The 25,444-nt window shown below is 63.4% G+C and carries 25 protein-coding genes and 1 tRNA gene; 9 read left to right on the top strand and 17 right to left on the bottom strand.

The genetic code is table 11. The features are described 5' to 3' along the window. Positions 1–132 precede the first annotated feature (132 nt). Positions 133–627: a peptide-methionine (R)-S-oxide reductase MsrB gene (gene msrB, locus NKJ18_RS14495; protein WP_031215510.1), complete on the top strand. Its 495-nt coding sequence runs from the start codon at positions 133–135 to the stop codon at positions 625–627. 153 nt (positions 628–780) lie between these two features. After that, positions 781–2,328, top strand: coding sequence for an FAD-dependent monooxygenase (locus tag NKJ18_RS14500; protein ID WP_352758496.1), 1,548 nt, complete (start codon positions 781–783; stop codon positions 2,326–2,328). A gap of 117 nt (positions 2,329–2,445) precedes the next feature. Here NKJ18_RS14500 and NKJ18_RS14505 read toward each other — a convergent pair whose 3' ends face one another. Then, positions 2,446–4,041, bottom strand: coding sequence for a DHA2 family efflux MFS transporter permease subunit (locus NKJ18_RS14505; protein WP_031215512.1), 1,596 nt, complete (start codon positions 4,039–4,041; stop codon positions 2,446–2,448). Positions 4,042–4,063: 22 nt separating this feature from the next. Continuing rightward, positions 4,064–5,245 (bottom strand): HlyD family secretion protein, encoded by a 1,182-nt coding sequence (locus NKJ18_RS14510; RefSeq protein WP_352758498.1) that lies wholly within the window; start codon positions 5,243–5,245, stop codon positions 4,064–4,066. Positions 5,246–5,391: 146 nt separating this feature from the next. On the opposite strand from NKJ18_RS14510, the gene NKJ18_RS14515 reads away from it, so the two are divergent. Further along, the gene (locus tag NKJ18_RS14515) at positions 5,392–6,135 is read left to right on the top strand and encodes a TetR/AcrR family transcriptional regulator (protein ID WP_023673241.1); all 744 of its coding nucleotides are present in this window, start codon (positions 5,392–5,394) and stop codon (positions 6,133–6,135) included. A 66-nt stretch (positions 6,136–6,201) separates the two neighbouring features. Here the strand turns inward: NKJ18_RS14515 and yihA are convergent, their stop codons facing one another. From yihA to rpmH, 6 genes are all read right to left on the bottom strand, one after another. Next, positions 6,202–6,861, bottom strand: coding sequence for a ribosome biogenesis GTP-binding protein YihA/YsxC (gene yihA / locus NKJ18_RS14520; RefSeq protein WP_023673242.1), 660 nt, complete (start codon positions 6,859–6,861; stop codon positions 6,202–6,204). Then, the gene (locus NKJ18_RS14525; protein ID WP_023701989.1) at positions 6,858–7,496 is read right to left on the bottom strand and encodes a CatB-related O-acetyltransferase; all 639 of its coding nucleotides are present in this window, start codon (positions 7,494–7,496) and stop codon (positions 6,858–6,860) included. The genes yihA and NKJ18_RS14525 overlap by 4 nt, the downstream gene beginning before the upstream one ends. A gap of 318 nt (positions 7,497–7,814) precedes the next feature. Next, the gene (locus NKJ18_RS14530) at positions 7,815–8,381 is read right to left on the bottom strand and encodes a fasciclin domain-containing protein (protein WP_023673244.1); all 567 of its coding nucleotides are present in this window, start codon (positions 8,379–8,381) and stop codon (positions 7,815–7,817) included. 345 nt (positions 8,382–8,726) lie between these two features. Then, entirely contained in the window at positions 8,727–10,541 is a 1,815-nt protein-coding gene (gene yidC, locus NKJ18_RS14535) for a membrane protein insertase YidC (RefSeq protein WP_023709266.1), read from the bottom strand. A 14-nt stretch (positions 10,542–10,555) separates the two neighbouring features. After that, complete coding sequence (rnpA, locus tag NKJ18_RS14540) at positions 10,556–10,909, bottom strand: ribonuclease P protein component (protein WP_023672264.1); 354 nt, start codon at positions 10,907–10,909, stop codon at positions 10,556–10,558. Positions 10,910–10,925: 16 nt separating this feature from the next. Then, positions 10,926–11,060, bottom strand: coding sequence for a 50S ribosomal protein L34 (rpmH, locus tag NKJ18_RS14545; RefSeq protein WP_008833937.1), 135 nt, complete (start codon positions 11,058–11,060; stop codon positions 10,926–10,928). Between the two features lie 344 nt (positions 11,061–11,404). On the opposite strand from rpmH, the gene NKJ18_RS14550 reads away from it, so the two are divergent. After that, positions 11,405–12,937 (top strand): ATP-binding protein, encoded by a 1,533-nt coding sequence (locus NKJ18_RS14550; RefSeq protein WP_023728827.1) that lies wholly within the window; start codon positions 11,405–11,407, stop codon positions 12,935–12,937. Between the two features lie 195 nt (positions 12,938–13,132). Beyond that, positions 13,133–13,209 (top strand) — tRNA-Arg (locus NKJ18_RS14555). 311 nt (positions 13,210–13,520) lie between these two features. Here the strand turns inward: NKJ18_RS14555 and NKJ18_RS14560 are convergent. Continuing rightward, on the bottom strand, positions 13,521–14,063 hold the full coding sequence (locus NKJ18_RS14560) for an autotransporter (RefSeq protein WP_352758501.1): 543 nt from the start codon (positions 14,061–14,063) through the stop codon (positions 13,521–13,523). A gap of 147 nt (positions 14,064–14,210) precedes the next feature. Between NKJ18_RS14560 and NKJ18_RS14565 the strand changes: the two genes are divergently transcribed. Further along, positions 14,211–14,939, top strand: a complete 729-nt coding sequence (locus NKJ18_RS14565) for a GntR family transcriptional regulator (protein ID WP_352758503.1) — start codon at positions 14,211–14,213, stop codon at positions 14,937–14,939. Between the two features lie 30 nt (positions 14,940–14,969). Here the strand turns inward: NKJ18_RS14565 and NKJ18_RS14570 are convergent, their stop codons facing one another. Beyond that, on the bottom strand, positions 14,970–15,860 hold the full coding sequence (locus NKJ18_RS14570) for a sigma-70 family RNA polymerase sigma factor (protein ID WP_023728830.1): 891 nt from the start codon (positions 15,858–15,860) through the stop codon (positions 14,970–14,972). Between the two features lie 32 nt (positions 15,861–15,892). Continuing rightward, positions 15,893–16,201, bottom strand: coding sequence for a hypothetical protein (locus NKJ18_RS14575; protein WP_352518988.1), 309 nt, complete (start codon positions 16,199–16,201; stop codon positions 15,893–15,895). Between the two features lie 147 nt (positions 16,202–16,348). Between NKJ18_RS14575 and NKJ18_RS14580 the strand changes: the two genes are divergently transcribed. Both NKJ18_RS14580 and NKJ18_RS14585 read left to right on the top strand, forming a co-directional pair. Then, positions 16,349–16,714, top strand: coding sequence for a VOC family protein (locus tag NKJ18_RS14580; protein WP_352758505.1), 366 nt, complete (start codon positions 16,349–16,351; stop codon positions 16,712–16,714). A gap of 53 nt (positions 16,715–16,767) precedes the next feature. After that, a complete protein-coding gene (locus tag NKJ18_RS14585) occupies positions 16,768–17,616 on the top strand; it encodes an alpha/beta fold hydrolase (protein WP_245260738.1) in 849 nt (282 codons plus the stop codon). Between the two features lie 84 nt (positions 17,617–17,700). Here NKJ18_RS14585 and NKJ18_RS14590 read toward each other — a convergent pair whose 3' ends face one another. The 4 genes from NKJ18_RS14590 to NKJ18_RS14605 all read right to left on the bottom strand — a co-directional run bounded on the left by NKJ18_RS14590 (position 17,701) and on the right by NKJ18_RS14605 (position 21,030). Further along, complete coding sequence (locus tag NKJ18_RS14590) at positions 17,701–18,687, bottom strand: Gfo/Idh/MocA family protein (protein WP_023732740.1); 987 nt, start codon at positions 18,685–18,687, stop codon at positions 17,701–17,703. A gap of 78 nt (positions 18,688–18,765) precedes the next feature. Beyond that, positions 18,766–19,341, bottom strand: a complete 576-nt coding sequence (locus tag NKJ18_RS14595; protein WP_023681381.1) for a YceI family protein — start codon at positions 19,339–19,341, stop codon at positions 18,766–18,768. 68 nt (positions 19,342–19,409) lie between these two features. Beyond that, positions 19,410–19,988, bottom strand: coding sequence for a cytochrome b (locus NKJ18_RS14600; RefSeq protein WP_352758507.1), 579 nt, complete (start codon positions 19,986–19,988; stop codon positions 19,410–19,412). Positions 19,989–20,139: 151 nt separating this feature from the next. Then, a complete protein-coding gene (locus tag NKJ18_RS14605; RefSeq protein ID WP_023687444.1) occupies positions 20,140–21,030 on the bottom strand; it encodes a LysR family transcriptional regulator in 891 nt (296 codons plus the stop codon). 96 nt (positions 21,031–21,126) lie between these two features. Between NKJ18_RS14605 and NKJ18_RS14610 the strand changes: the two genes are divergently transcribed. Continuing rightward, a complete protein-coding gene (locus NKJ18_RS14610; RefSeq protein ID WP_023732738.1) occupies positions 21,127–22,122 on the top strand; it encodes an aldo/keto reductase in 996 nt (331 codons plus the stop codon). A gap of 148 nt (positions 22,123–22,270) precedes the next feature. Here NKJ18_RS14610 and NKJ18_RS14615 read toward each other — a convergent pair whose 3' ends face one another. Both NKJ18_RS14615 and pheT read right to left on the bottom strand, forming a co-directional pair. Continuing rightward, positions 22,271–22,873 carry a nucleotidyltransferase family protein gene (locus NKJ18_RS14615; RefSeq protein ID WP_023672277.1) on the bottom strand — a complete coding sequence of 201 codons (603 nt, stop codon included), beginning with the start codon at positions 22,871–22,873 and terminating at the stop codon, positions 22,271–22,273. 160 nt (positions 22,874–23,033) lie between these two features. Continuing rightward, a complete protein-coding gene (gene pheT, locus NKJ18_RS14620; protein WP_352758508.1) occupies positions 23,034–25,442 on the bottom strand; it encodes a phenylalanine--tRNA ligase subunit beta in 2,409 nt (802 codons plus the stop codon). Positions 25,443–25,444: the final 2 nt, after the last annotated feature.

The raw sequence follows: 25,444 nt of genomic DNA on the forward strand, positions 1-25,444 counted from the left end.
CGAGCGCTCCATCCCGTCCGCAACAAGCGCGGAGCCGGTGTGGAGCGTTCGTTTGCAGGACAACCGTCACCGGCTTTTGATTTTCCAGTGGCGGCCAAATTTGGCAAAACAACCCGCAGGAGGATTTCTGTCATGAACCGTCGAGATTTGCTTTTGAGCGGCGCCGCCATCGCTGCCGTGGCCGGCGCGGCGGCAACGTTGCGCATGGGCGGGCCCGCTAAGGCTGCCGAAACCTTCGAGGTCACCAAGACCGACGCCGAATGGCACGCCATCCTGTCCGACGAAGCCTTCAACGTGCTGCGCAAGGAAGGCACCGAGTATCCCGGCACCAGCCCGCTGCTGAACGAGCATCGCAAGGGCATTTTCGCCTGCGCCGGTTGCGACCTGCCGGTCTACCCCTCAGACACCAAGTTCGAGTCCGGCACCGGCTGGCCGAGCTTCTGGCAGGAGATTGCCAACGCCGTCGGCAAGACCGAGGACCGTTCGCTGGGCATGACCCGCACCGAGGTCCATTGCCGCCGCTGCGGCGGTCATCTCGGCCATGTCTTCGATGACGGTCCCGCACCCACCGGCCTGCGCCATTGCATCAACGGCGTTGCGCTCAGCTTCAAGCCGGCCACTGCCTGACCGTTCGGCGTCTTTTAGCGGGGTGGGGGATTTGGAGCCGGTGTGACGACCGCCTCGTATCTCCTGAAATGGGGCGAAAACAGTCAACTTCAAGAATTGGCAGACGGCTTTTTATGCGTAGATTCCGCAGCCCTAACGAGAGGGCCAGAACCTATGCAACCAACCAAAGCACGGGCTCGCGACGGCGAGCCCAAATCGACCGCCAAATCGACCGACGGTGTTGATGCGGACCGGCCGCGAATATCCCATTCCGTGGTGATCGCCGGCGGCGGCCCGACCGGGTTGATGCTGGCCGGCGAGCTTTCCCTGGCCGGCATCGATGTGGCCATCGTCGAGCGGCGCGAGAACCAGGACCTCGCCGGCGCGCGCTCGGGCGGCCTGCATTCGCGCACCATCGAGATCTTCGACCAGCGCGGCATTGCCGATCGGTTCCTGTCGCAAGGCCAGACCGCACAGGTCGCAGGCTTCGCCGGCGTTTCGCTTGATATCAGCGACTTCCCCACCCGCCACAATTACGGGCTGGCGCTGTGGCAAAAGCACATAGAGCGCATCCTTGCCTGCTGGGTCGATGAACTTGGCGTCACGGTCTACCGTGGCCGCGAGGTGACAGGCTTCGTGCAGGATGCAGGCGGCGTCGATGTCGCGCTGACAGATGGCGGGTCGCTTCGTGCCGATTATCTTGTCGGCTGCGACGGCGGCAGAAGCCTCGTGCGCAAGGCGGGGGGCATCGAGTTCCCCGGTTCCGAGCCGACAACCAGCAATTTGATCGCCGAGATCGAGGTAACAGAAGAGCCGCAATGGGGTATCCACCGCGATGCCATCGGAATTCACGGCCTCAGCAGACTGGAAGACGGTACGGTACGGGTGCTGGTGACCGAGCGCGAGGTCGGGGCTGGCGGCGAGCCAACTTTGCGCGATCTCAGCGAGGCGCTCATTGCCGTCTACGGCACCGATTATGGCGTCCACAATCCGACATCGCTGGCCCGCTTCACCGACATGACCCGGCAGGCAGCCGCATACCGCAAGGGGCGGGTGCTGCTGGCAGGCGACGCCGCGCACGTGCATCCACCGGACGGTGGACAGGGGCTGCAGACCGGCGTGCAGGACGCGGTTAATCTGGGCTGGAAACTTGCCCAGGTGGTCAGGAAAACTGCGCCCGAAAGCCTGCTCGACAGCTACCAGGCAGAGCGCCACCCGATTGCCGCGCGTGTGATGAAAAACACCATGGCGTCGGTCGTGCTCCGTCGCGAAGACGAGCGCACCAAGGCGCTGCGCGATACAGTGTCGGAACTTCTCGGCATGGAAGAACCGCGCAAGCGTTTTGCCGGCATGTTATCCGGCCTGGACATCCACTACGATCTTGGCGAGGGGCATCCGCTGCTGGGGCGTCGCATGCCGGATCTCGACCTCGTCACCGCTGCCGGTCCGCTGCCGGTTTTCGCCCTGCTGCATGACGCTCGGCCGCTGCTGCTTAATCTTGGTGAGCCCGGCGCTTTTGGTATCGGCCAGTGGGTGGAGCGGATTCAGCTGGTCGACGCCAGCTACGATGGCGCATGGGAGCTTCCGGTGCTGGGGGCAGTCGAAGCCCCACGCGCAGTGCTGGTCCGGCCTGACGGTTATGTGGCCTGGGTCGGCGGCCCTGAAGCAGCCGGGCTAACCGACTCGCTGACCAAATGGTTTGGGCCGCCTGCCGCAGCATAGCGCGCCGGGTGTTCGACCAAGGAGCTTGACAACGATCGATGCTTAAGCGTGACCCCGGAAATCGGGGGTGATTTCCGGGGTCACACATGAGGGCGCCAGGCGGGGGGTCCGGCGCGCTCAATGGCCTCCGCCACCGCTGCCCGCGGGCGGCGCCGGCTTGGCGATGACCAGGGTGAAGACCGCCATGGTCGCGAACAGCACGGTCAGCATGGTGAACACATCCATGAACGACAGCAGCGACGCCTGCTGCTGGACCATGCCCGACAGTTTGGAGATCGCGGCCTTGGTGGCGTCGAGGCCGGGAGTCTGCTGGAAGTCGAGCGTCATGTTCTGCAGCTTGGTCTGCGCCGCCGCACTGCCCCATTCCACATGCTCGGCCAGCCTGGCGTAGTGGAAGGCGCTGCGATCGATCAGCACGGTGTTGATGACGGCAAGGCCGACCGCACCGCCGAGGTTGCGGGTCAGGTTGAACAGGCCCGACGCGTTCTTCAGCCGGTCCGGCGGCAAGGTGCCGAGCGCAATGTTGTTGATCGGCACCATGCACAGCATCATCGAGCTGCCGCGCAGGATCTGCGGGATCAGCAATTCCCAGAAATCCCAGTCGGCGGTCAGATGCGTCATCCACCATGTGCCGGCAGCGAAACCGAACAGCCCGATCATCATCATGATGCGCAAATCCATCTTGCTCGACAGGATGCCGGAAATCGGCGCAGTGACGAACATCGCCAGGCCGCTGACGAACAGGGCTTCGCCGATCATCAAGGAATCGTAGCCGCGGATGCGTCCGAGGAACACTGGATAGAGATAGGTCAGACCGTACAGGCCGATTCCGATGACGAAGGAGAACAGCGAACCGAAGGCGAAATTGACGTTGGTGAAGGCCCTGAGATCGACGATAGGCTCCTCGGCGGTGAAGGCACGCCAGAAGAACAGCGCCGCACCGACAACCATGATGATGGCGCAGATGAACACGGCCTGTTCCTGCAGCCAGTCATGGTTCGGACCTTCCTCGAGCACATATTCCATGCAGCCGAGAAATGCCGCCATACCGGCAAGGCCCCACCAGTCGAACTTGCTGAACAGGCCGAGATTGGGCTTGTCAAAATCGATCAGGGTCCAGGTCGTAACCGTCACCAGAATGCCTGGAATGACATTGATGAGGAACAGCCAGTGCCACGACATGGCATGGCTGATATAGCCGCCGACGGTCGGGCCGATGGTCGGCGCCAGCGTCGCCACCAGGCCGATCATCGGCGACACCATGGCGCGGCGCGACGGCGGGAAGATGGTGAAGGCGGCGGCGAAAACGCTCGGGATCATGCCGCCGCCGATAAAGCCCTGGATGGCGCGGTAGACGATCATCTGGTCGATGTTGGTGGCGGTCGCGGCCAGCGCGCTGGCCGCCGTGAAGCCGGCCGCGGCGCCTGCAAACAGCACGCGCGTCGACAGCATCCGGCTGAGGAAGCCCGACAGCGGGATCATCACCACTTCGGCGATCAGATAGGCGGTCTGCACCCATGGGATTTCATCGGAACTGGCGCTGAGGCCGGCCTGGATCTCGGCCAGCGAGGCTGAGACGATCTGGATGTCGAGGATCGCCATGAACATGCCGAACACCATCGCCAGGAAGGCGATGAGGCGGCGCGTCGAGATGGTCGTCGGCACCGCCGGCATGGCAGGGGCCGCTCCTGCTGTTATGGTTGCGGTTGCCATGGCGTTATCCCCTTGCGGCCGCTCAGTTCGCCGCGGCCGGAGCCGTGCGGCTGTCGACGGCGACGACGACGCTCAGGCCGGCGCGCAGCCTGCCGGCCTTCAGCACATCGGCCGGCACGTCGATGCGAACCGGGATGCGCTGCACCACCTTGGTGAAGTTGCCGGTGGCATTTTCCGGCGGCAGCAGCGAGAACACCGCACCCGAAGCCGGCGCCAGCGACGACACCGTGCCTTCGAAATCATGGCCGTCCGTGGCGTCCACCGAGACCCGCACCTTCTCGCCGGGCATCAGCTTGGCCAGCTGCGTCTCCTTGAAGTTGGCAACGATGTAGAGCTTGTCCAGCGGCACCACGACGGCGAGCTTCTGGCCGGGGCTGACGAGGTCGCCCTGCTCGACCGAGCGGTTGCCGACGACGCCGTCATAAGGCGCCTTGAGCACGGTGAAGGACAGATCGCGCGCGGCCTTGTCGCGGTTCAGCCGCAGCGAAGCCAGCGTGCTGGCCGATTCGGCGCGCTGCGCTTCGAACACGCCGATATTGGCCTGTGCGGCTGCAATCTGCGCGTCGGCGCCGACGAGGGCTGCATTGGCCTGGTCGAGAGCGGTCTGGGCGTCGTCCAATTGCGCCTGCGTGCCGACATGCGTCTTGACCAGTTGCGCGGCGCGCTGCTGGGCACGAGCGGCATTGTCGGCTGCCGCCTGGTCGGCGACCTTCTGCGCCTGCGCCTGTTGCAGCGAAGCGTGCGCCGCCTTGGTCTGCGCGTCGATACGGTCGAGCGTCTTGGCCAGCGTGGCGATCTGCGCCTCCGCCTGGGCAACGGCTATTCTGTAGTCGCCGTCCTCGATCGTCAGCAGCGGATCGCCGGCCTTGACCTGCTGGTTCTCCGAGACCTTGACTTGATCGACATAGCCGGAAATCTTCGGCGAGACGAACGACATGTCGGCCTGGACATAGGCATCGTCGGTCGAGATCAGGAACCGGCCGTCGGTCCAGTAATTATAGCCATACCAGGCGCCGGCGCTGAGCAGAGCGAGGCCGATGATCGGCAGCATGAACGAGCGAGCCGACCGCTTCTTCTTGGCCGGCACCTCGGCCAAAACTTCGGCGGCAGGCTTGATGGGCGCTTCCGGCGCTTCGATAACCGGCGAGACCTTGGCGTGGGGAAAGGGGCGGACTTCGGCGGTGGTTGACGTGTTCGAGGACATGATATCTCGCTACCGTAGCTACATAAGGAAAATGTGTTATACTGAACCGTTCGGTTCGATGCGAACGTTGACATAGCGCTAAAGCAGGCCCATATCAAGAGCAATCGAACCGCTCGGTTCGAATTATTTCGCGAGGTGTGACTTTAATGGCCGACACGTTACCCGACGTCGAAAATGATCGGTGCGATGTGCTGGATAGTGCGCGTCGCGGCCGCCCGGCGGCGGGCCAGGATCCGGTCAAGCGCAGCCAGATCATTGAGGGCGCGCGGCGCGTGTTCATCGACAAGGGCTTCGAAGCGGCGTCGATGAACGACATTACCCGCGAGGCCGGCGTCTCCAAGGGCACGATCTATGTCTACTTCGCCAACAAGGAAGAGCTGTTCGAGGCGCTGATCGAGGAAGAGCGCGGCACCATCTTCAAGAACATGTACGACATGCTCGACCGCGCCGACGATCTGCGCCAGACGCTGGTGAAATTCGGCAAGGTGCTGTCGATGAAGATCACCTCGGCCAAGGTCATCCAGGCGCAACGCACCGTGATCGGCGCCTCCGACAGGATACCGGACATGGGCGCGCGGTTTTACGAACGTGGCCCAAAACGCGGCCACGACAAGGTGGTCAAGTTCCTCAATGCAGCCATCGAACGCGGCCTGCTCAAGATCGATGATGTCGATCTTGCCGCCTATCAATTCACCGAACTGTGCCTCGCCGGCCTGTTTCGCCAGTGCATCTTCGCCTACCGCACCACGGCGCCGAGCCAGGATGAAATCGACCACATCGTGCGGTCGGGCGTCAGCCTGTTCCTGAAGTCCTACGGCACCGAAAAGCTTGCCGAGGAAGAAAGCCATCAGATGATCGCGCTCGAGGCGAAGTCCAAGGCAAAGGCCTAGTTAGCCAAAGGTCTTTTTTCGCAACTCCGGACGGAAAACCGCTTCACACTTTTCCCGGAGTTGCTTTTAACCGCCATTGGCCGCCAGCACGATAGCCGCGCGCAGTTCGTCCAGACCCTCGCCCTTTTCCGACGACGTGGCGAGCACGAACGGAAACGCCGCCGGCCGCTTCTTGATCTTCAGTAATGTCTCTTCGATCAGCTGCGGCACGCCGGCGGCCTTGATCTTGTCGGTCTTGGTCAGCACGATCTGGTAGGACACCGCCGCCTTGTCGAGCAGCGACAGCACTTCGTCGTCCTTGGCTTTGATGCCATGGCGGGAATCGATCAGCACATAGACCCGCTTCAGCGTCACGCGGCCCTTGAGATAGTCGAAGACCAGCTTGGTCCAATCGTCCACCTTTTCCTTCGGCGCGCTGGCATAGCCGTAGCCCGGCATGTCGACCAGCGCCATTGGCGGCAGGTCGGTGCCTTCGCCGGAAAACCCGCCCGGCACGAAATAGTTGAGCTCCTGCGTGCGCCCCGGCGTGTTGGAGGTGCGCGCCAGCCCGTTATGGCCGACGAGCGCATTGATCAGCGACGACTTGCCGACATTGGAGCGGCCGGCAAAGGCGATCTCAGGCGGCCCCTCCGGCGGCAGGAACTTCATCGCCGGCACGCCGCGGATGAAGATCCACCCCTTGGTGAACAGGTCGGTGCCGATGACGGTGTTGCCCAGCGCGTTCAAATTGCTGCCTCCAGCCTGGAAATATCGGCGCCCCGGATGGCGTTGAGGTTGCGGCCGATCTTGTCCACCGGCCAATTCCACCACGCCACAGCCAGCAACCGCCGCACCGTCCTGTCGTCGAAACGCATCTTCACCACCTTTGCCGCATTGCCGGCGACGATCGCATAGGCCGGCACGTCATGCGTCACCACCGATTTCGCCGCCACGATGGCGCCATTGCCGACCGACACGCCGGGCATGATCACCGCATCCATGCCGATCCATACATCATTGCCGACCACCGTGTCGCCGCGCAGTTCCTGTGACCACGTCTTCGGGTCGAAGCCTTGCTCCCAGCCATGACCGAAAATGTTGAACGGATAGGTGGAAAAGCCGGACATGGCATGGTTGGCGCCGTTCATGATGAAGCGCGCGCCCTCCGCGATGGCGCAGAACTTGCCGATGATCAGCTTGTCGCCGATGAAGGGATAATGATGCAGCACGCATCGCTCGGCGAATTTGTCCGGTCCGTCAGGATCGTCATAGTAGGTGAACTCGCCGATCTCGATATTCGGCGCGGTGACCAGGGGCTTGAGGAAGCCGACGCGGGTGTGCATCGGGATCGGGTGTTTGATGTCTGGGTTGGGTCCGTCCATGGCGAGATCCGTCGAGAGTGGCGCAAATTAAAGCCGCCATTCTAGATGGCGTGATCCGCCCTATAGCACCAATCGCCCGATGAGCGAGCCCTGCTGGGCTTCGATGTTCACTTGGTGCCGCGGCAGATCACGATCAGGTCGACCGCAGCGCAGTCGCCTAAGGCGCCCTGAAACGAAAAACGGGGCCCTGCGAAGGACAAGCAGGACCCCGGTGGTGTCGAAGACGGCTTCAAAAGAATGGCACCTCGCCGTGAGGTGGGGAAGGCAGACCGAGAAAGCCCGTCGCAGCCCGCCGTCATTCGCCGTTGCCTAAAACCGTTACTTCGGCAACAGCACCTTGTTGACGACGTGGATGACGCCGTTCGACTGGTTGACGTCGGCGACCGTTACCTTGGCGGCGCCGCCGGATTCGTCGACGATATAAAGCGCGCCTTTTTTTACCTCGGCGATCAGCGTGTCGCCGCTGACGGTCTTCATTTCATACTTGCCACCCATCGCCTTGGCCTTGGTCATCATATCCTTGGCGGAGATCTTGCCGGCCACGACATGGGCGGTCAGGATCTTGGTCAGCTTGTCCTTATTTTCGGGCTTCACCAGCGTGGCGACGGTGCCGGCCGGCAGTTTCTTGAAGGCGGAATCGGTCGGCGCAAACACCGTGAAGGGTCCCGCGCTTTCCAGCGTGTCGACCAGGCCGGCGGCCTTGACGGCGGCAACCAGCGTCTTGTGGATCGGCGAGTTGAGGGCGTTCTCGACGATGTTCTTCGAGGTCAGCATCGCAGCGCCGCCAACGGCGGGATTGGCGAGCGTATAGGCCGTCGTAGCTGCGAGGCCCGATAGAGCCAGGCCGGCGGAAAAGCAGAATGCCTTGAGGATGGACTTTGCCATTGGAGAACCCTTCTGGTGCGACAATTGTTGATTCGATTGTCGGGAAGAGTTACGCGGCGATTGCGGGAAAGTTTCGGTGCAGAGTAAAAAACGATAATGATAACAAATACTTAAAGGCGAATGCCCATTCCACGCGCCGCATCCCCGCGATGGACATGACGGGGTCACGGATCAAAAACAGCGGTCTTCGGATTAGAGCTGATCGGTGTTGATCGGCCTTGGCGGTACAAGCAGCAGCCACGCCGGTTGCACGCCGCAAGTTTCGCGCCTCACGGGAACGTGATGCGCGCCTCGTCCAAAAAAACCCCGGACGAGCCGGGGCTTTGATTGCCGGAATAGCGCCTTCTATTCAGCCGGCGAGGGTTTCTTTCGGAACAATGCCGTCAGATTGTCCCACAATTCGATCTTGGCGCCCTGACGCTTCATGATCACGCCCTGCTGCAGGATCGACAGCGTGTTGTTCCAGGCCCAGTAGATGACGAGGCCGGCCGGGAAGCTGCCCATCATGAAGGTGAAGATCACCGGCATCCAGGTGAAGATCTGCGCCTGCGTCGGATCCGGCGGCGTCGGGTTCATGCGCATCTGCAGGAACATGGTGATGCCCATGACCACCGCCCAGGCGCCCATATGCGGCAGGAATGCCGGTGGCGCGAAGGGCAGCAGGCCGAACAGGTTGAAGACCGAGGTCGGATCGGGCGCGGCCAAATCCTGGATCCAGCCGAAGAACGGCGCGTGCCGCATCTCGATGGTGATGTAGAGCACCTTGTAGAGCGAGAAGAACACCGGGATCTGCAGCGCCACCGGCCAGCAGCCGGCGAGCGGATTGATCTTCTCGGTCTTGTACAGCTCCATCATCGCCTGTTGCTGCTTCATCTTGTCGTCCGCGTATTTCTCGCGGATCTCGAGCATCTTGGGCTGCACCTTCTTCATGTTCGCCATCGACGCATAGGATTTGTTGGCGAGCGGGAAGAAGAGGGTTTTGACGACGACCGTGGTGGCAAGGATGGCCAGGCCGAAATTGCCGAAGAATTTGTACAGCGTGTCGATCAGGTAGAACATCGGCTTGGTGATCCAGATGAACCACCCCCAATCGATCAGCCGGTCGAACAGCCTGATCTGCCGGTCCTGGGCGTAGGCGTTGATCTTGTTGACTTCCTTGGCGCCGGCGAAGATCTCGGTCTCCACCGTCGCCGACTGGCCGGCGGCAATGGTGATCGGGTCGGTGAGGAAGTCCGACTGGTAGCGCGGGCGGCCATTGTCGTAATAGGCATAGTGCGGCTGGAAGGGCTGCTTCTCGGTCGGCACCAGGGTGACCGCCCAGTATTTGTCGGTGATGCCAAGCCAGCCATCGGTCGATTTGCTCGGCGTATACAGCTTGTTCTTCTCGATGTCGGCGTATTTGTGCTCCTGCAGGCCTTCCGTGCCGGTGACGCCGATCAGGCCTTCATGCAGCACATAGGAGCTGGCAATGGCTGGCTTGTCGAAACGGATGACGCGGCCGTAATTGGACAGCGTGACCGGGGCCGAGCCTGAATTCTGCACCGCATCGGAAACGGTGAACATGTAGTCGCCGTCGACGGAGATCGTGCGCTTGAAGGTCAGGCCCTTGTCGTTGGTGAAGGTCAGCGTCACTGGCGTCGCCGGCGTCAGAGTCGCATTGCCGTCGACGCTCCAGACCGTTTCCGGGCCCGGCACCGTGCCGGTCGTGTCGCTGCCGACAAAGCCGATCTCGGCATAATAGCCGGTGGGCAGCGCCTGCGGATTGAGCAGCTGGATCTGCGGCGATGTCTTGTCGACCGTCTCGGTATAGTGCTTGAGCTTGAGGTCGTCGAGGCGGGCGCCGGTGAGGTTGATCGAGCCCGACAGGCTCGGCGTGTCGATGTTGACGCGGGCCGTCTTGGCCACTTCCTGCGCGCGGCCTTCCGGCGTCGTAACATAGGTGCCGGGCGCGTTTGGAATGGCGCCGGGCGCTGCGGGCGCCGGCGTGCCGCCGGGGTTGGCGGCCTCGGCCGCCTTCTTCTGCTCCGCCGCCCGCTGCTCTTCGATGCGGGCCGCCTCGCGCTGCTGTTCGCTGCGCGGCAGCACATAGAAATATTGCCACAGCCCGAGGATCAGCACCGACAAGACGATGGTGATGTAGAAGTTCCGGTTGTTTTCCATCGAAAGCCCTTGGCCTATCGTGTTCCGCTGAGACGGCGGGAGAGTTCGGCCTTCAACTGGCCGAACGGAATGGTGAGCACGTCTTCACGCCCGACGATGACATAGTCATTGCCGGGCGCCATGTCACTTGCGGCATGGGTGCGCACGGCTTCTTTCAGCCGCCGCCTGACGCGGTTGCGGACAACCGCATTGCCGACCTTCTTGGTGACGGTGAAGCCGACGCGCGGCGGCAGGCCGTCATTGCGGTCGAGAACTTCGACGAGAAAAAGCCGCCCGCGCCGCTTTTCACCGCGGCGGACGGCCAGGAATTCCGCACGTTTCAGAAGCCGCTTGGGGTTTGGTCCCACTGGCTTGCCGGTTGCGGGCAACGATCTCGTCTTCCGTTCAGGCGCTGAGCCGCTTGCGGCCGCGGTTGCGGCGAGCTGCGACGACGCCGCGACCACCCTTGGTGGCCATGCGAGCACGGAAACCGTGCCGGCGTTTGCGGACGAGTTTGGACGGTTGGTAGGTACGCTTCATTTGTTTTAATACCGCGGGGTGCGGCCCTTCTTGATTCTGTCACTGTGTAACAGGAGCTTTGCCGGGCCGGCATTGGCGCGATCGAAACCGCGCCGGGACGAATGGCCCGAGCGTGAGCGGCTTATAGAAAGAAGGGTTTTGGGAGTCAATCCAGCGCGAACGCCAGTTCGTCGCAGCGCGAACTGCCAGTTCGTCACGGCGCGACACCCCGTTCGTCGCGGCGCGAACACCCAGTTCGAGGCTATTTTTATTGCTGGCGCCATCGTCCAACGAAGGATGAAATTGGCAAAAAAGCCGCAATCACCTAATCTCAACCGATCAAGCGTTTGTGAAGACAGGCCTTAATGAGCGAAGTTGCATCAGCGGATGAAGGGAGCGGCCCGGCGACAGCCGATGCCAGCCCGGCGACCGTTCGCCCGGTTGCGAGCCGTTCGGTGCCCAATCGTTCAGTGCCCTTGGCGCGCGGCCTGTCGACCAAGCTGCTCTTGCTCACCATTGTCTTCGTGCTCCTGGCCGAAGTCCTCATTTTCCTGCCCTGGATCGCCAGCTACCGCCTGGCCTGGCTGAAGGAGAGGCTAAGCACCGCTGCCGCGGTGTCGATCGTGCTGGTGCAGGGTGAGCCCAATTCGCTCTCCCGCGCCGCCCAGAACGACGTGCTGATGGCAATCGGCGCCAAGGCGATCGCGGTGCGCGACGGCGGCGTATCGCGCCTGCTGGTGGTGGCCGAGATGCCGCCGCAGGTCGACGAGCACATCGACATCGCCAATGTCGGCATGATCAAGGGCATGACCGGGGCGCTGGATACGCTGTTCTTCGGCGGCAAGCGCATGCTGCGGGTGTTCGGCCCGGTCGGCGACAGCGACAAGGAATTCGAGCTGATCATGCCCGACTATTCCCTCCGCAACGCCATGCTGCGCTATTCGCGCAACGTCGCCTTCGTCTCGCTGCTGATCTCGCTGTTCACCGCAATGCTGGTCTATGCCGCGATCGACCTGATCATGATCGGCCCGATCCGCACCATGACGCGCTCGATGCTGTCCTTCTCCGAGGCGCCCGACGATCCAGGGCGCATCATCCACCCGGCCGCCCGTGCCGACGAGATCGGCGTTGCCGAGCGCGAACTGTCGCAGATGCAGGAACGGCTGCAAAAGATGCTGTCGGAGCAGAAGCATCTTGCCGATCTTGGCCTCGCCGTCTCCAAGATCAACCATGACATGCGCAACATCCTGGCCTCGGCGCAGCTGATGTCGGACCGCCTGCGCCTGGTCAAGGACCCGACGGTGCAGGCCTTCGCGCCAAAGCTGTTGCGCGCGCTCGACCGCGCCGTCTCCTATTCCGAAGGTGTGCTCCACTATGGTCGCACGCAGGAGCCGGCGCCCTCACGCCGCCGCTTGCGGCTGCGCCAGCTGGTCGACGACGTCCACGGCCTGCTCGACATCGAGGACGGCATCGAATTCGTCAATGCCGTCGAGCTCGCCTTCGAGGTCGATGCCGATTCCGACCAGCTGTTTCGCGTGCTCACCAATCTGTGCCGAAACGCGGTGCAGGCGATGGCGGCCGACGCCGAGAGCGCGCTGGTGCGCCGGCTCGCCGTATCGGCCGAGCGCATAGGCAGCGTAAGCCGCATCATTGTCACCGACACCGGTCCCGGCCTGCCGGCGAAGGCGCGAGAAAACCTGTTCGCGGCGTTTCGAGGCTCGGCCCGCAGCGGCGGCACCGGCCTTGGCCTGGCCATCGCGCACGAGCTGATCCGCGCCCATGGCGGCACGGTGGAACTGGTCGAATCGATCGGCGGCCGCACCACCTTCGCCGTCACCATCCCCGACCAGCCGGTCCGCCTCGACCAGGCCCGCAGCGGCCTGCGCCGCCCGGCCTGAGCTGTATTTGATATTCAGCCGAAGTCGGACTTAGCTGAATCTCAGCACACCTTGATCGGCACCGTCGAAAGCAGCTGCGAGAAAACTTTTGCCGGATTGGCTTGCTTTTCGGAAATTCAGTCGCTAGGGAACACGTCTTGTCGCGGCCGGTCGTCAGGATCGGTTAGCGGGGCTATGTAAAGCATGGCCTGTTGCGCGCCCGTAGCTCAGCTGGATAGAGCACCAGACTACGAATCTGGGGGTCAGGAGTTCGAATCTCTTCGGGCGCGCCATTTCCGCCGAAACTGTGATTTCCTGCGATCCGCTAGCCGGTCTTGGGCTCACATATGAAGAGCAGGTCGCGGAACACGTTGCCGAGCACCGCCTCATTCGAGTGCTGGAGAACTGGACGCCGCCTATTCCAGGCTTCTTTAAATATTACCCCAGTCGCCAGCATCAGCCTGCCGCACTAACTGCGCTAATCAACGCGCTGCGGTGTTCTTGAAATGGCCGGTACGTGGGGACTGTTATCTGGGCGCGGCGACGTCAGAACGCTCGCGCGCGCCGCCGCGCAGCAGGCTCACTTTTCTTCCGCTTTCCCGGATCAAGGCCCAATCGGCCTCGCACCAGCCAGATACCGCATATTGTCGAACGGCTCTGCCTGGTTGCTGTCCGGGCTCCACATGTGGCGGTGGGTCTCGGTAAGATTGCCGATATAGACATGCAGGGCGCCTGAGCGGGCGCTGCCGGTGTTGGCCACCGCGTGCACAGTATCAGGGGTCATGTGCACCACCGCGGGCGCCGCGATGTCGTGGCGTTCCGGCGCATCGATCTCGCTGCCGTCGACGGGATAGATGAAGTTGGTCTCGCTACCCTTGTAGATGCCGATCAGCGCATCCATCAGATGGTTGTGCGGCGGGTACCGCAGGCCGGGCGACAGCGTGATGTGGTAGATGGTCAAGTCAGGGCTGGCATGCAGCAGCACCTCATCGTCGTCTTCCTCATGCGCGAGCACGCCTGATGCATGGAAGCGGTCGGTGTGTTCGCGCAGCACCGCCTTGACCCGTTCGATGGCATGAGCACCTTTGGCTGCGTTGACGATACCGGCGGTTACGGCGTAGAGAGGCGAGTTGGCGGCAAGAGACATTTGTCGTCATCTCCATTTGGAAGCTCAACCAATACAGCTGAGATGCTCAGGCTAGCGAATGCCGACAGACCCGTCAACCGGATGGTCGAAACGGGCAAGCAGACTACGCGGGCAGACCAAACGGGCAGACCAAACGGGCAGGCAGATATGGCTCTTCCGAAATCAGTGTCACCGTCCGCCGTCAAGGCGCCGTCGACCGCCGACATATTGCGCAGCGAGGAAGCTTATGAGCAGCTGAAGAGCGACATCGTCGCCTGCGTCCTGCAACCCGGCGAAAGCCTGACCGAAAAGCAGATCGGCGACCGCTACCAGATCAGAAAGGCGACGATCCGCTCGGCTTTGGCCCGCCTGACGCAGGAAGGGCTGATCAAGAGCGAGCCGCGCCGCGGCTATGTCATCGCACCGCTCAGCCTGCGCGACGTCAACGAGATCTTCGACGTCCGCAGCCTGATCGAACCGGAAGTGTTCCGGGTGGCCGCGGCAAACCTCACCGAACGCGGGCTCGACGACATCAGGCTGGCGGCGCAGAAGGTGCTGAAGCCGGAGACGCTGCGCAGCCATGTCGCCTTTCTGGCGGCCGACCGCGCCTTTCGCCTGGCCCTGGCTGAACTCTCCGGCAATCTGCGGCTGGTTCGCCTGCTCGACCAAACGCTCGACCAGTCGGAGCGTGTCCTACATCTCGGCTTCAAATCGCGCGACTTCACGCAAGCGATCATCGGCCAGCAGAAGGAGTTGGTGCTTGCCTGCGAACTGGCCGAAGTCTCGGCCATCGCAAAGCTTGCCCGTTCGCAGTGCCTGTCGCTCAAGAAGCAGGTGCTCGGGACCTTGCTCGCCGGCTCCAAGCTGCAGGACGCCAATTTGCAAAGCTTCGCCTGAGGCACGAAGCCTGCGCTCTCTGGCCGATGCTTACCCGTCGATGAAGCGGATGTCCGCATCGGCAAGGCAATAGGGCGCGTAGCGGAAATCGCGGATATGGCTGACCTTTCCATCCTGCCAGTCGACCAGCATGAAGCCGCGCACGGCGTCATCTCCCGCTTGCGGGTTGCGGATCAGGATGGCCGGCCTGCCGTCGACGAAGCCGAGCGACAGCGCCCAATCCTGGACACGGTCGTAATTGCCGAAATAGTTGGAAACCTGCGCTTTGCCGCGCATGCGGGTGCGGTTGACGACTTCAAGCTGGATATCCTCGGCGATCAACGCGCGCACGGCGTCGAAGTCGCGCGCGTTGAACAGGTCGACATAGCGGCGCAGGCGCCGCTCGTCGTCGGCGTCGAGCTTTGGGGCAGGCGCCTGCTCGTCCTGTGACGCCAGCAGGCGCAGCTGCGACCGCCCGCGATGGAGCGCTGCCTTGGTCGCAGCCAGGGTGGCGCCGGACACTTCGCAGGTTTCGTGCAGGCTGAGGCCAAGCACGTCGACAAGGATCACGGCGCTGCGCTGCACTGTTGCCAGCTGCATGAAGCTTCGCAGGCTGGCGGCGGTGGCGAGCCTCGCATCGGCGCTTGCGGAGGGGTCTTCGATCGTCGTCATGTCGGTCTCGCTCATGCGCGCCTGCTCCCGCTGGCGCCGGCGCAGATGATCCTGCGCGGCATTGTGGGCTATGCGGAACAGCCATTGCTCCGGACGCTCGACGGCGGCGTCGCCGTCGATGGCCTGCAGTGCCTTGATCAGTGTCTCCTGGACGATGTCCTCGCCATCGATTACCGAGCCGGCCATGCGGGCGCAGTAGCGGTGCAGCTTCGGTCGCAAGGAGCCGAGCATCGCCTCCAGGGCAACGCGGTCGAGTTTTGCTGTGTTCATCCTGTCCGTTCCCAAAATGCCGGTCTTTGCATTCAAGCCGGCACGACCTCGCCGGCCAGCATACGATAATTGCCGACGATCTTTGCCGGCGATCTGGCAAGCGGCGTCGAGCGGCGTCCGGCATGATCGGCGCTGAAGGCCTTGAAGGCTGCGAGCCCGGTCAGGCCGTCGCCATCCTGGCTGACAAGATGGATGAACTCGCCATTCTCCAGTTCCAGGACGAGGTAGCGCACGGATTGCGGATTCGTGTCGTCGAGTGCCTCGAACACCTGTGCAACCAGCATACGGTTCTCGGCGATGCTTTCGTCCTTCACGCCGTAGCGGATGAGATTGTAGCCCATTGTCGTCTCCTGTTTTTCAACTCTGCACAGAGAAGACGTTTCGCGGCCTCGAAAAGATTCGTCGCCCGGCGAATCTTTTCGATCGTCCGGATCGTCTTTCCCGTCGACGGCTGCGCGGCAGCCGTCCAGGAGCAGGAGAGACCCATCATGCACATCCAGTTTGCCGAATTGCCGGTGTTCGACCAGGACCGCGCCAAGGCCTTCTACACCGGACATCTTGCTTGCCAAGTGGCGGAGGACCAGCTGATGGGCGACAGCGGCTGGCGCTGGATCGAGCTGACATTTCCCGGCGCCGTCACCAATTTGCATTTCGTCAAACGCCCCGATGACACGCCGGGCACTGAGCCCGTGCTGGTGCTCGTTGATGGCGATGTCGAGGCAACGGTCGCGGGCCTGAAGGCGCGCGGCGTCGAAATCATCACCGAGCCGCAGGAAGCGACTTGGCAGCCGGGCCGCACGGTCGCCGAATTCCGCGACAGCGAGGGCAACCGCATGGTTGTCGCCAGCAAATGATCGGACCCGGCGCAAAGCCGAACTTTGACATGAGAACAACAGGAGAGATGGACATGACCCCCCAAACGTCGACGCTGAAAGTACCGGGCGCCAGCCTCTATTATGAGATGCGCGGTTCCGGCCCCGTACTGTTGATAATCCCCGGCGGACCGCAGGACGCCGGCGTCTTCGCCGATGTCGCGGGCCACCTCGCCGACCGCTACACGGTGGTCGCCTATGATCCGCGCGGCAATTCGCGCAGCACCTTCGACGGAGAGCCGCAAGAGCAGGACCTCGATGTCCATGGCGACGATGCCGCGCGATTGATCGAGGCGCTTGGCGCCGGACCGGCCTATGTGTTCGGCACCAGCGGCGGCGCCCAGATCGGGCTCAACCTCGCCGCCCGCCATCCCGGCCGGGTTCGTGCACTGGTGGCGCATGAGCCGCCCAGCATGATGCTGCTCGACGACCCGTCGCCGTCACTGGCCGGCATGCGCGACCTGCACGACACCTATCGCAGCCAGGGTGTCGAGGCGGCGATGCAGAAATTCTTCAGCGAGAACAGCCTGTCGGAAGGGCCGGGTCAGGATGAAGCCGGGCCGCAGGACGGACCGCCTTCGTTCGAACCGTCGCCCGAGGAGGGCGAGACCTTTGCCAGGGTCAGCGGCAATTTCGAATACTGGCTGGCGCATGGCGTCATGCCGCTGTCGCTCTATCGTCCCGATATCGAGGCGCTGCGCGGCCGCCCGGTCGTGGTCGGCATCGGCGAAGAGTCCGTCGGCCAGCCGATCGACGGCATGGGCAAGGCGCTGGCCGACAGGCTCGGCAGCAAGCGCGCCGCCTTCCCCGGCGACCACATGGGCTTTGCGCCCTATCCCGACCGCTTCGCCGAGACCTTGCACCTGACGCTCAGAGGCGCGTGAGATCGTCAGTTCAATAGGAAAGGGCGTCCGCATGCACAATGCGGACGCCCTTCTCCCATGAAATTACCGGCTAAGATTGCTGTATCAGACGGCCTCCCAGCCTTCCTTGCCGCCGGCGCGGAAGATGGCGTCGATGACCTTCTGGTTGAGCACGGACTCCTCCAGCGTGAAGACACGCTCCTTGCCACCCTGTGCCGCCCTGGCAAACGTCTCGACCTCGCGCCGGTATTGCTGGGTGCCGGGAAAGCGGAACACCTGCGCCTCCGTATGGTTCTGGTTGTGCAGTTCGATGCGGTGATGGTCGTAGAGCCCGGCATTGAACGGCGAGAACACCTCGATGAAACCCTTCTCGCCGTGAAACACCATCACCTGCCGCGCTGCCATCTGCGTCGAGAGGTAGAAGGACAGTTCGAAGTCGCCGAAATCGGCGCGGATCGAGGAGTAGATGTCGGTGCCGAATTTTTTGTCGCGCTCGATCGTCGCCTGCACGCGGAGCGGCTCCTTGCCGGTTGAAAACCGCGTCGACACCGTCGGATAGACGCCGATATCAGGCAGCGCGCCGCCGCCGAGATCGAGCTGGTTGCGCATGTTGGTGGGATCGACATTGTAATAGGAGAAGGCGCCCTGCACATGGCGCAGCCGGCCGATGGCGCCATAGGCGATGAGATCGCGCACCTTGATCCATTGCGGGTGGTAGATGACCATGAAGGCCTCGCAGACCAGCACCTTCTTGCTGTCGCGCAGCTTGATCAGCGGCGCGATGTCCTTGGCGTCGAGCGCTAGCGGCTTCTCCACCAGCACATGTTTTCCCGCTTCGATGGCCTTGGCCGTCCATTCGACATGCTGCGAGGTCGGCAGCGGGATGTAGACGCCGTCGACGTCTTTCGAAGCGAGCAGCTCCTCATACGAACCAAAGGCATGTCTGGCGCCGAACCGCTCGCCCAGGGCCTCGGCCTTCGACAGGTCGCGGCTGGCGATCGCGGACAAAACGCCATTCTCGGCCTCGACGATTGCCGGCAACAATTGCTCGCGGCCGATTTTGGCCGTCGACAAAACACCCCATCGGAACATCAGGCTTCTCCTATCGATTTACAGGCGAGGAGGTTTGCCCGAAATTGCGGGAAAAGCCAATGCGGATCGCTGGTCCTGCTAGCCTCGCTTGCCCGTTAGCGTCATGTCGAAATTGACGATATTCGAATAGATCGGCGTGCCGACATCCATGCCGTACCGGGAGCGCAGCACCTTGCCGGTGACGTGGAATTTAATGACGCCGCCCTTCAGCCCGCCGAGCTCGGCAGTGAACTTTTCCGCAAACGTCTTGCCGCGCGCCGTCAGCCGGCCGCTGACCAGCGCCGTGGTGTCGCTGGTTCGGGTTACGCTGGTCGAGCGGAACTGGATTTCGGGGCTGTTGGCCACGTCGAACACCGCATCGGAGCGCAGGAAGGCGTCGATGCGGCCCTGGCCGGTGCCGACGCTTTCGGGATAGATGGTGAAGTTGACCGCGGAACGGCCGACATCGCTGTTGTCGATGCGGATGGAGCCCTTGAAGCGGCCAAAGGCGCCGTCGAGGCCGCCGCCACCGACCTTGCCGATGGAGAAGCGAATGCTGGAGCTGGCCGGGTTGACCGTGTAGCTGCCGGCGGCGTCGCCGAGGTCCACAGCGGCGGAGACAGGCATGGCAAGGCAAGCGGCAACAGCCGCCAATCCGAAGATGCGCGCATACATGGGTTTTGTCCTTCTGGGGCAGGCGAAGTGTTGCGCCCTCACTCCAATGAACGAATGCGCGGCGCGCGCTATTCCATGTCCTGATCTGACGAAGGCGTGATCATGCGCGTGAGCACGCTGTCGCGCAGCCAGAAATGATGCCGCAGCGCCGCCAGCGCATGCAGCGCAACCAAGGCAATGCCGGCATAGGCGAGATACCAGTGTGCTACCGCCCAGAAGTTTTCCGCCGCATCGGACAGGCCGAGCGGCAGGTTCGGCATCACGAAAAGGTTGAACGGCATGCTGGGGATCTCCAGCATCGACACCGAAACCAGTGCCCAGCCGGACAGCGGCACCGCGAGCTGGAAGCCATAAAGTGCCAGATGCGCCAGCGGCGCCGTCCGACGCTCCAGGCCTCCGACCGAGGCCGGCAAGGCCGGGGCCGCGTTGCCGAGCCGCCAGGCAATGCGCAGGATGAGGAGGCCGAGCAGCAGGAAGCCGAAGGATTTGTGCAGCTGGATCAGCTCGAAGGCGGTGCGCTGGCTGGTCAACCGCACCATGATGAAGCCGAGCATGAACTGGCCGATGAACAGGATGCCGATCAGCCAGTGGAGGACGATCGCCGCCCAGCCGTAGCGGGTTGAGTTGTTGGTGATGAATGCCGGCATGGCTGGTGAACGAATGGCAGCTGGGCTTTCTTCCACCCTCCCCCTTGTGGGGAGGGTCGGCGCGAAGCGACGGGGTGGGGGGGTAGCGCCCTACGAAGACTCCCACCCCGATCCGCTACGCGGATCGACCCTCCCCACAAGGGGGAGGTGGCTAAGCACCGACCTTGAAGAAATCCACAAACGCCCGCAGCGCCGGGCGCATCTGGCGGCGGCTGGGGTAGTAGACGAAGAAACCGTCGAAGGGCGGACACCAGTCTTCCAGCACGCGGATCAAGCGACCGTCGGCGAGCGGCGCGCGCACATAATCGTCGAAGACGAAGGCGAGCCCAGCGCCGTCGACCGCCGCCTGGGCGATCAGATGGTCTTCGTCGAGGATCAGCGGCCCTTGCGCCGCGATCTCGATCTCTTCGCCATCCTTCTCGAATTCCCAGCGGTAAAGAATGCCGCTGGAAAAACGGAAGCGGATGCAGCGGTGGTCGGCAAGATCGCGCGGATGGCGGGGTCTTGGCATGGTCGCGAAATAGGATGGCGCGCCGACCACGGCGCCGCGAAGGTCCGGTCCGATGCGCACCGCGATCATGTCGCGCTGCAGGCTTTCACCGAGCCGCACGCCGGCATCGAAGCCGCCTTCGACGACGTCGGTGAAGCGATCCTCGATGACGATTTCCAGCACGATGTCAGGATAGGCCGCGGCAAAGCCGCCGAGCCTGGGCGTCAATGCCAGGTGGGCCGCGGTGCGCGGCACGGTCAGCCGCAGGTTCCCGGCCGGCCGGTCGCGCGCCTCGATCGCCGTTTCCAGCGCCAGATCGATCTCGGACAGCGCCGGCCGCAGCCGTTCGAGCAGCTGCGCGCCCTCCTCCGTTGGTGCCACGCTGCGGGTGCTGCGCGCCAAAAGCCGCACGCCGAGCCGCGCCTCCAGGCTGGACACGGCATGGCTCACCGCTGAAGGCGCAATGGCCAATTCGCGCGCCGCGCCACGAAAACTGCCGCATTGGGCGACTGTCGCCAGCACAGCCAGTTGAGAAAGATGCGCTCGATTCATTGATCTATTTTATAGAACAGCCCGTGCGAATGACAGCCAATTATCGAACGTAAGACCAGGCACTATCTCTCCTTCATCGCAACAAGGAGACGCGCCATGAAAACCCGCAAACTTGGTACTGAACTCGAAGTCTTCCCCGTCGGCCTCGGCTGCATGGGCATGAGCTTCGCCTATGGCGGTCAGGCAGAGGCCGACGCAATCGCCACTTTGCGCCGCGCTGTCGAGATCGGCTTGACGTTTTTCGACACGGCCGAAGTTTACGGCCCCTTTGAGAACGAGATACTTCTCGGCAAGGCGTTGAAGCCGGTGCGCGACAAGGTGACGATCGCGACCAAATTCGGCTTCAAGATTTCCGAGGAAGGCTCGGGCCTCGGGCGCATGGTCGGCGTCGACAGCCGTCCCGAGCACGTCAAAGCGGTGGCGGAAGCCTCGCTGAAGCGGCTCGATACCGATGTCATCGACCTCTACTACCAGCATCGTGTCGATCCCAACGTGCCGATCGAGGACACGGTCGGCGCCATGGCCGAACTGGTGCGCGACGGCAAGGTACGGGCGCTGGGCCTGTCGGAGGTCAGTGCCGCCACCATCCGCCGGGCGCACGCCGTGCATCCGATTGCTGCCGTGCAGAGCGAATACTCGCTGTGGAGCCGCGACCCCGAAGACGAGGTGTTAGATCTCTGCCGCGAACTCGGCATCGGCTTTGTCCCCTACAGCCCGCTCGGCCGCGGCCTGCTTACCGGCACCATCGCCAAGCCCGAGGCCCTGAGCGACGACGACTGGCGCCGCACCTTGCCCCGCTTCCAGGCCGACGCCATGGCGGCCAATGCCAAGGTGATCGCCACGCTGGAAAAGCTGGCGACGGAAAAAGGCGTCACCTCGGCGCAACTGGCGCTGGCCTGGGTGCTGCACCAGGGCGACTTCATCGTGCCGATCCCCGGCGCGCGGAAAATCCGCCATCTCGAGCAGAACACGGCGGCGGCCGGGATCGAGCTGAGTGCGGCCGAAGTGGCGGCGATCGGCGATGCTCTGTCGCCGGACAAGGTGGTGGGTAAGCGGTACACCGAGGAATTGCTGGCGCTGGTGAATGGGTGAGTGCCTTTACCCTCCCCCTTGTGGGGAGGGTCGATCCGCGAAGCGGTTCGGGGTGGGGGTCCTCGTGAGGCGCACCCCCACCCCGTCTCTCTGTCTCCGCCTCGCTGCGACAGCGAGCCGACCCTCCCCACAACGGGGAGGGTAAGTCTCACCAAGGCACCACCGTAATCTCCGGCCAGCACGCCTTCGCCCTCGCCCCCTTGGCCTCATGCGTGCGCCTGTTATCCATCAGCCGGTTGGGCGTGATGCGAAACGCGAAGAGGTCATCCAGCCCGAACGGCGCCACGACCTCAAGCTGCCCATCGGCATCGTATCGCACCCCGACCGCATGCGTCTTCGAAGCAAAATAGCTCACCGACTCGCTGGAACTCGTATAGCGCGGGCAGGGCTGGCCGAATTTCTGCGGATACCACAGATGCACCCGTGCCTGGTTGCGCACCTCGGCCGGCAGAGCCAGCCCCTCGAAATGCTGCGCGGCTCGACGGATGACCGCGTCCTCGGCCTCGTAGGACAGGTCGCTGTCATCGAAGTAGAAGAGATCGACATCCTTGATGCCGTAGCCCGGCGCCTTGCCGGTCAGGTGGTTCCAGACGCTGTTGTAGAGCGCGCCGGACACCACCAGCCAGTCCGGCAACGCCAGCGTGCGGGCCCGCTCCAGCGCGTCGCTGACGAGCGCATCCGCCAACACCATGGCGAGAAACGCTTCGCGCTGGGCTTCGAACGGCAGACCGGAATAGCGCAGATGGTCCATCGCCCTTTGGAGAGCGATTCGCAACTGCCGGCAATCCTCAGAAGCAATTCCAGGAAAAGTGTGTAGCGGTTTTACTGGGAAAGCGCGCCGCGCTTTCCCTAAGACGCGCTTTCCCTAAGAATTGCGTGAAGTCGAAATACGTAGGGCGGCGTTAGCCGCTCTACGTTCTCAGCATGCCGCCCGTTTGCTTGCCAACATTGTCGACGATGCGCTTGGCCAGCGCCTCGAAATCCTCGTCGGTGAGCGTCTTTTCAACCGGCTGGATAGATACTTCGATGGCAATCGACTTCTTGGCGGTCCCGAGAGATGCCCCCTCGAACACATCGAACACCGAAACGCCGGTGACCAGCTTCTTGTCGGCGGCGAGCGCCGCGCGCACCAGCGCGCCGGCCTCCACCGTCTTGTCGACGACGAAAGCAAAGTCGCGCTTCACCGCCTGGAAGGCGGACAGCTCCAGCTTTGGCTTGGTTTTCGTCGGCTTGGCCTTCGGCTCGGGCACGGCGTCGATATAGACCTCGAAACCGCAGATCGGTCCGGAAACGTCCAACCCCTCCAGCGTCTTCGGGTGGAACTCGCCGAAGGTGCCGAGCACTGTCTTCGGGCCGAGCTTGATCGTGCCGGAGCGGCCGGGATGATACCAGGCCGGACCGCCTGGCTCGATCTGCAGCCTGTCGACCGGCGCGCCGCAGGCTTCCAGCGCTGCAATCGCGTCGGCTTTGGCGTCGAACACGCCGACCGGACCGGAATTGCCGGCCCAACTGCGGCCGGAACCGTCGAGCTTGGCGGTGCCGCGGCGCACACCGGCGGCAACGCGCCGCTGCTGGTCGGGGCCGTCGCCCTCATAGGTACCGGAGACCTCGAACAGCGCGACATCGCCGATGCCCTTGTCGGCATTGCGCTGCGCGGCGACGATCAGGCCGGGCAACAACGAGGGCCGCATATCGGACATGTCGGCTGCAATCGGATTAGCGAGCTTCAGCGCCGTCTGGCCGCCGCCGAACAGTTCGGCGTGTTTGGCCGGGATGAACGACCAGGTGAGAACCTCCAGCATGCCCCGCACGGCGAGCGAGCGCTTGGCAGTGCGGGTGCGAACCTGCAGCGTCGTCAGTATCTTGGAGTTGACCGCGTCATGCGCGCCGAGCGGCTGCGGCGCGATGTTGTCGACGCCGTGGATGCGCATCACTTCCTCGACCAGGTCGGCCTTGCCGTCGACGTCAGGACGCCAGGACGGCACAGCGACATCGACGACGTCGCCCGAGCCTGACGGCTTGAAGCCGAGGCGGGTCAGGATGTCGAGGCTTTCCGCCTTCGGCACCTCGATGCCGGTCAGCCGCTTCACTTCCGAGATCGGGAAGGAAACGATCTTCGGCTTGTAGCCGGCATAGCCGACCACCTCCGTCTCGGTCGGCTCTCCGCCGCAGAACTCCAGCACCAGCTTTGTCGCCAGCTCGACGCCGGGCACAATGAATTCCGGGTCGACGCCACGCTCGAAACGGTAACGGGCATCGGTGATGATGCCGAGCGTACGGCCGGTGCGGGCCGTGGTGATCGGATCCCAAAGAGCGGATTCGATCAGCACGTCCGTGGTGTTCTCGTCGCAGCCGGAATGCTCGCCGCCCATGAGACCGGCGATCGATTCGACGCCATTGTCGTCGGCGATCACGCACATCTGCGGCGTCAGCGTGTATTCGCGCCCGTCAAGCGCCAGCACCTTCTCGCCGTCGCGTGCGCGGCGCACGACGAGATTGCCGGCGACCTTCTTGGCATCGAACACATGCAGCGGCCGGCCACGGTCGAAGGTGACGTAGTTGGTGATGTCGACCAGCGCGCTGATCGGGCGCAAGCCGATGGCGATCAGCCTTTGCTGCAGCCATTTCGGCGACGGCCCGTTCTTCACGCCTTTCACCAGGCGCAGCGCGAAACCGGGGCAGAGCTCCGGCGCCTCGATGGTCACCTTGACCGGCGTTTCACCTTTGCCAAGGACCGCTTCGACCGGCGCGGTCTTGAGCCGGCCAAGCCCGCTTGCCGCCAGGTCCCGGGCGACGCCGTAAATGCTGGTCGCATCCGGCCGGTTCGGCGTCAGATTGATCTCGATCACCGGATCGTCGAGATGCGCGTAAGCCGCGAAGCTGGTGCCGACAGGCGCATCGGCCGGCAGGTCGATAATGCCATTGTGCTCATCCGACAGCTCCAGCTCGCGCTCGGAACACATCATGCCATGGCTCTCGACGCCCCGGATCTTGCCGACGGTCAGCGTCACGTCGATACCGGGCACATAGGCGCCGGGCGCGGCGAAGGCGCCGATCAAGCCGGCGCGGGCATTCGGCGCACCGCACACCACCTGGACAGGGGCTGCGCCATTGCCGGTGTCGACGGTCAGCACCCGCAGCCGGTCGGCGTCGGGATGCTGCACCGCCGTCAGCACCTTGGCGATGACGAACGGCTTCAGGCCGGCCTTGTCGTCGACATGCTCGACTTCGAGGCCGATCGAGGTCAGCCTCTCGACGATCTCGTCGAGCGTGGCGTCGGTGTCGAGATGATCCTTGAGCCAGGAAAGGGAGAGTTTCATCA

Origin of the sequence: Mesorhizobium sp. M0217 (assembly GCF_040321955.1) — a bacterium.
Lineage (GTDB): Bacteria > Pseudomonadota > Alphaproteobacteria > Rhizobiales > Rhizobiaceae > Mesorhizobium.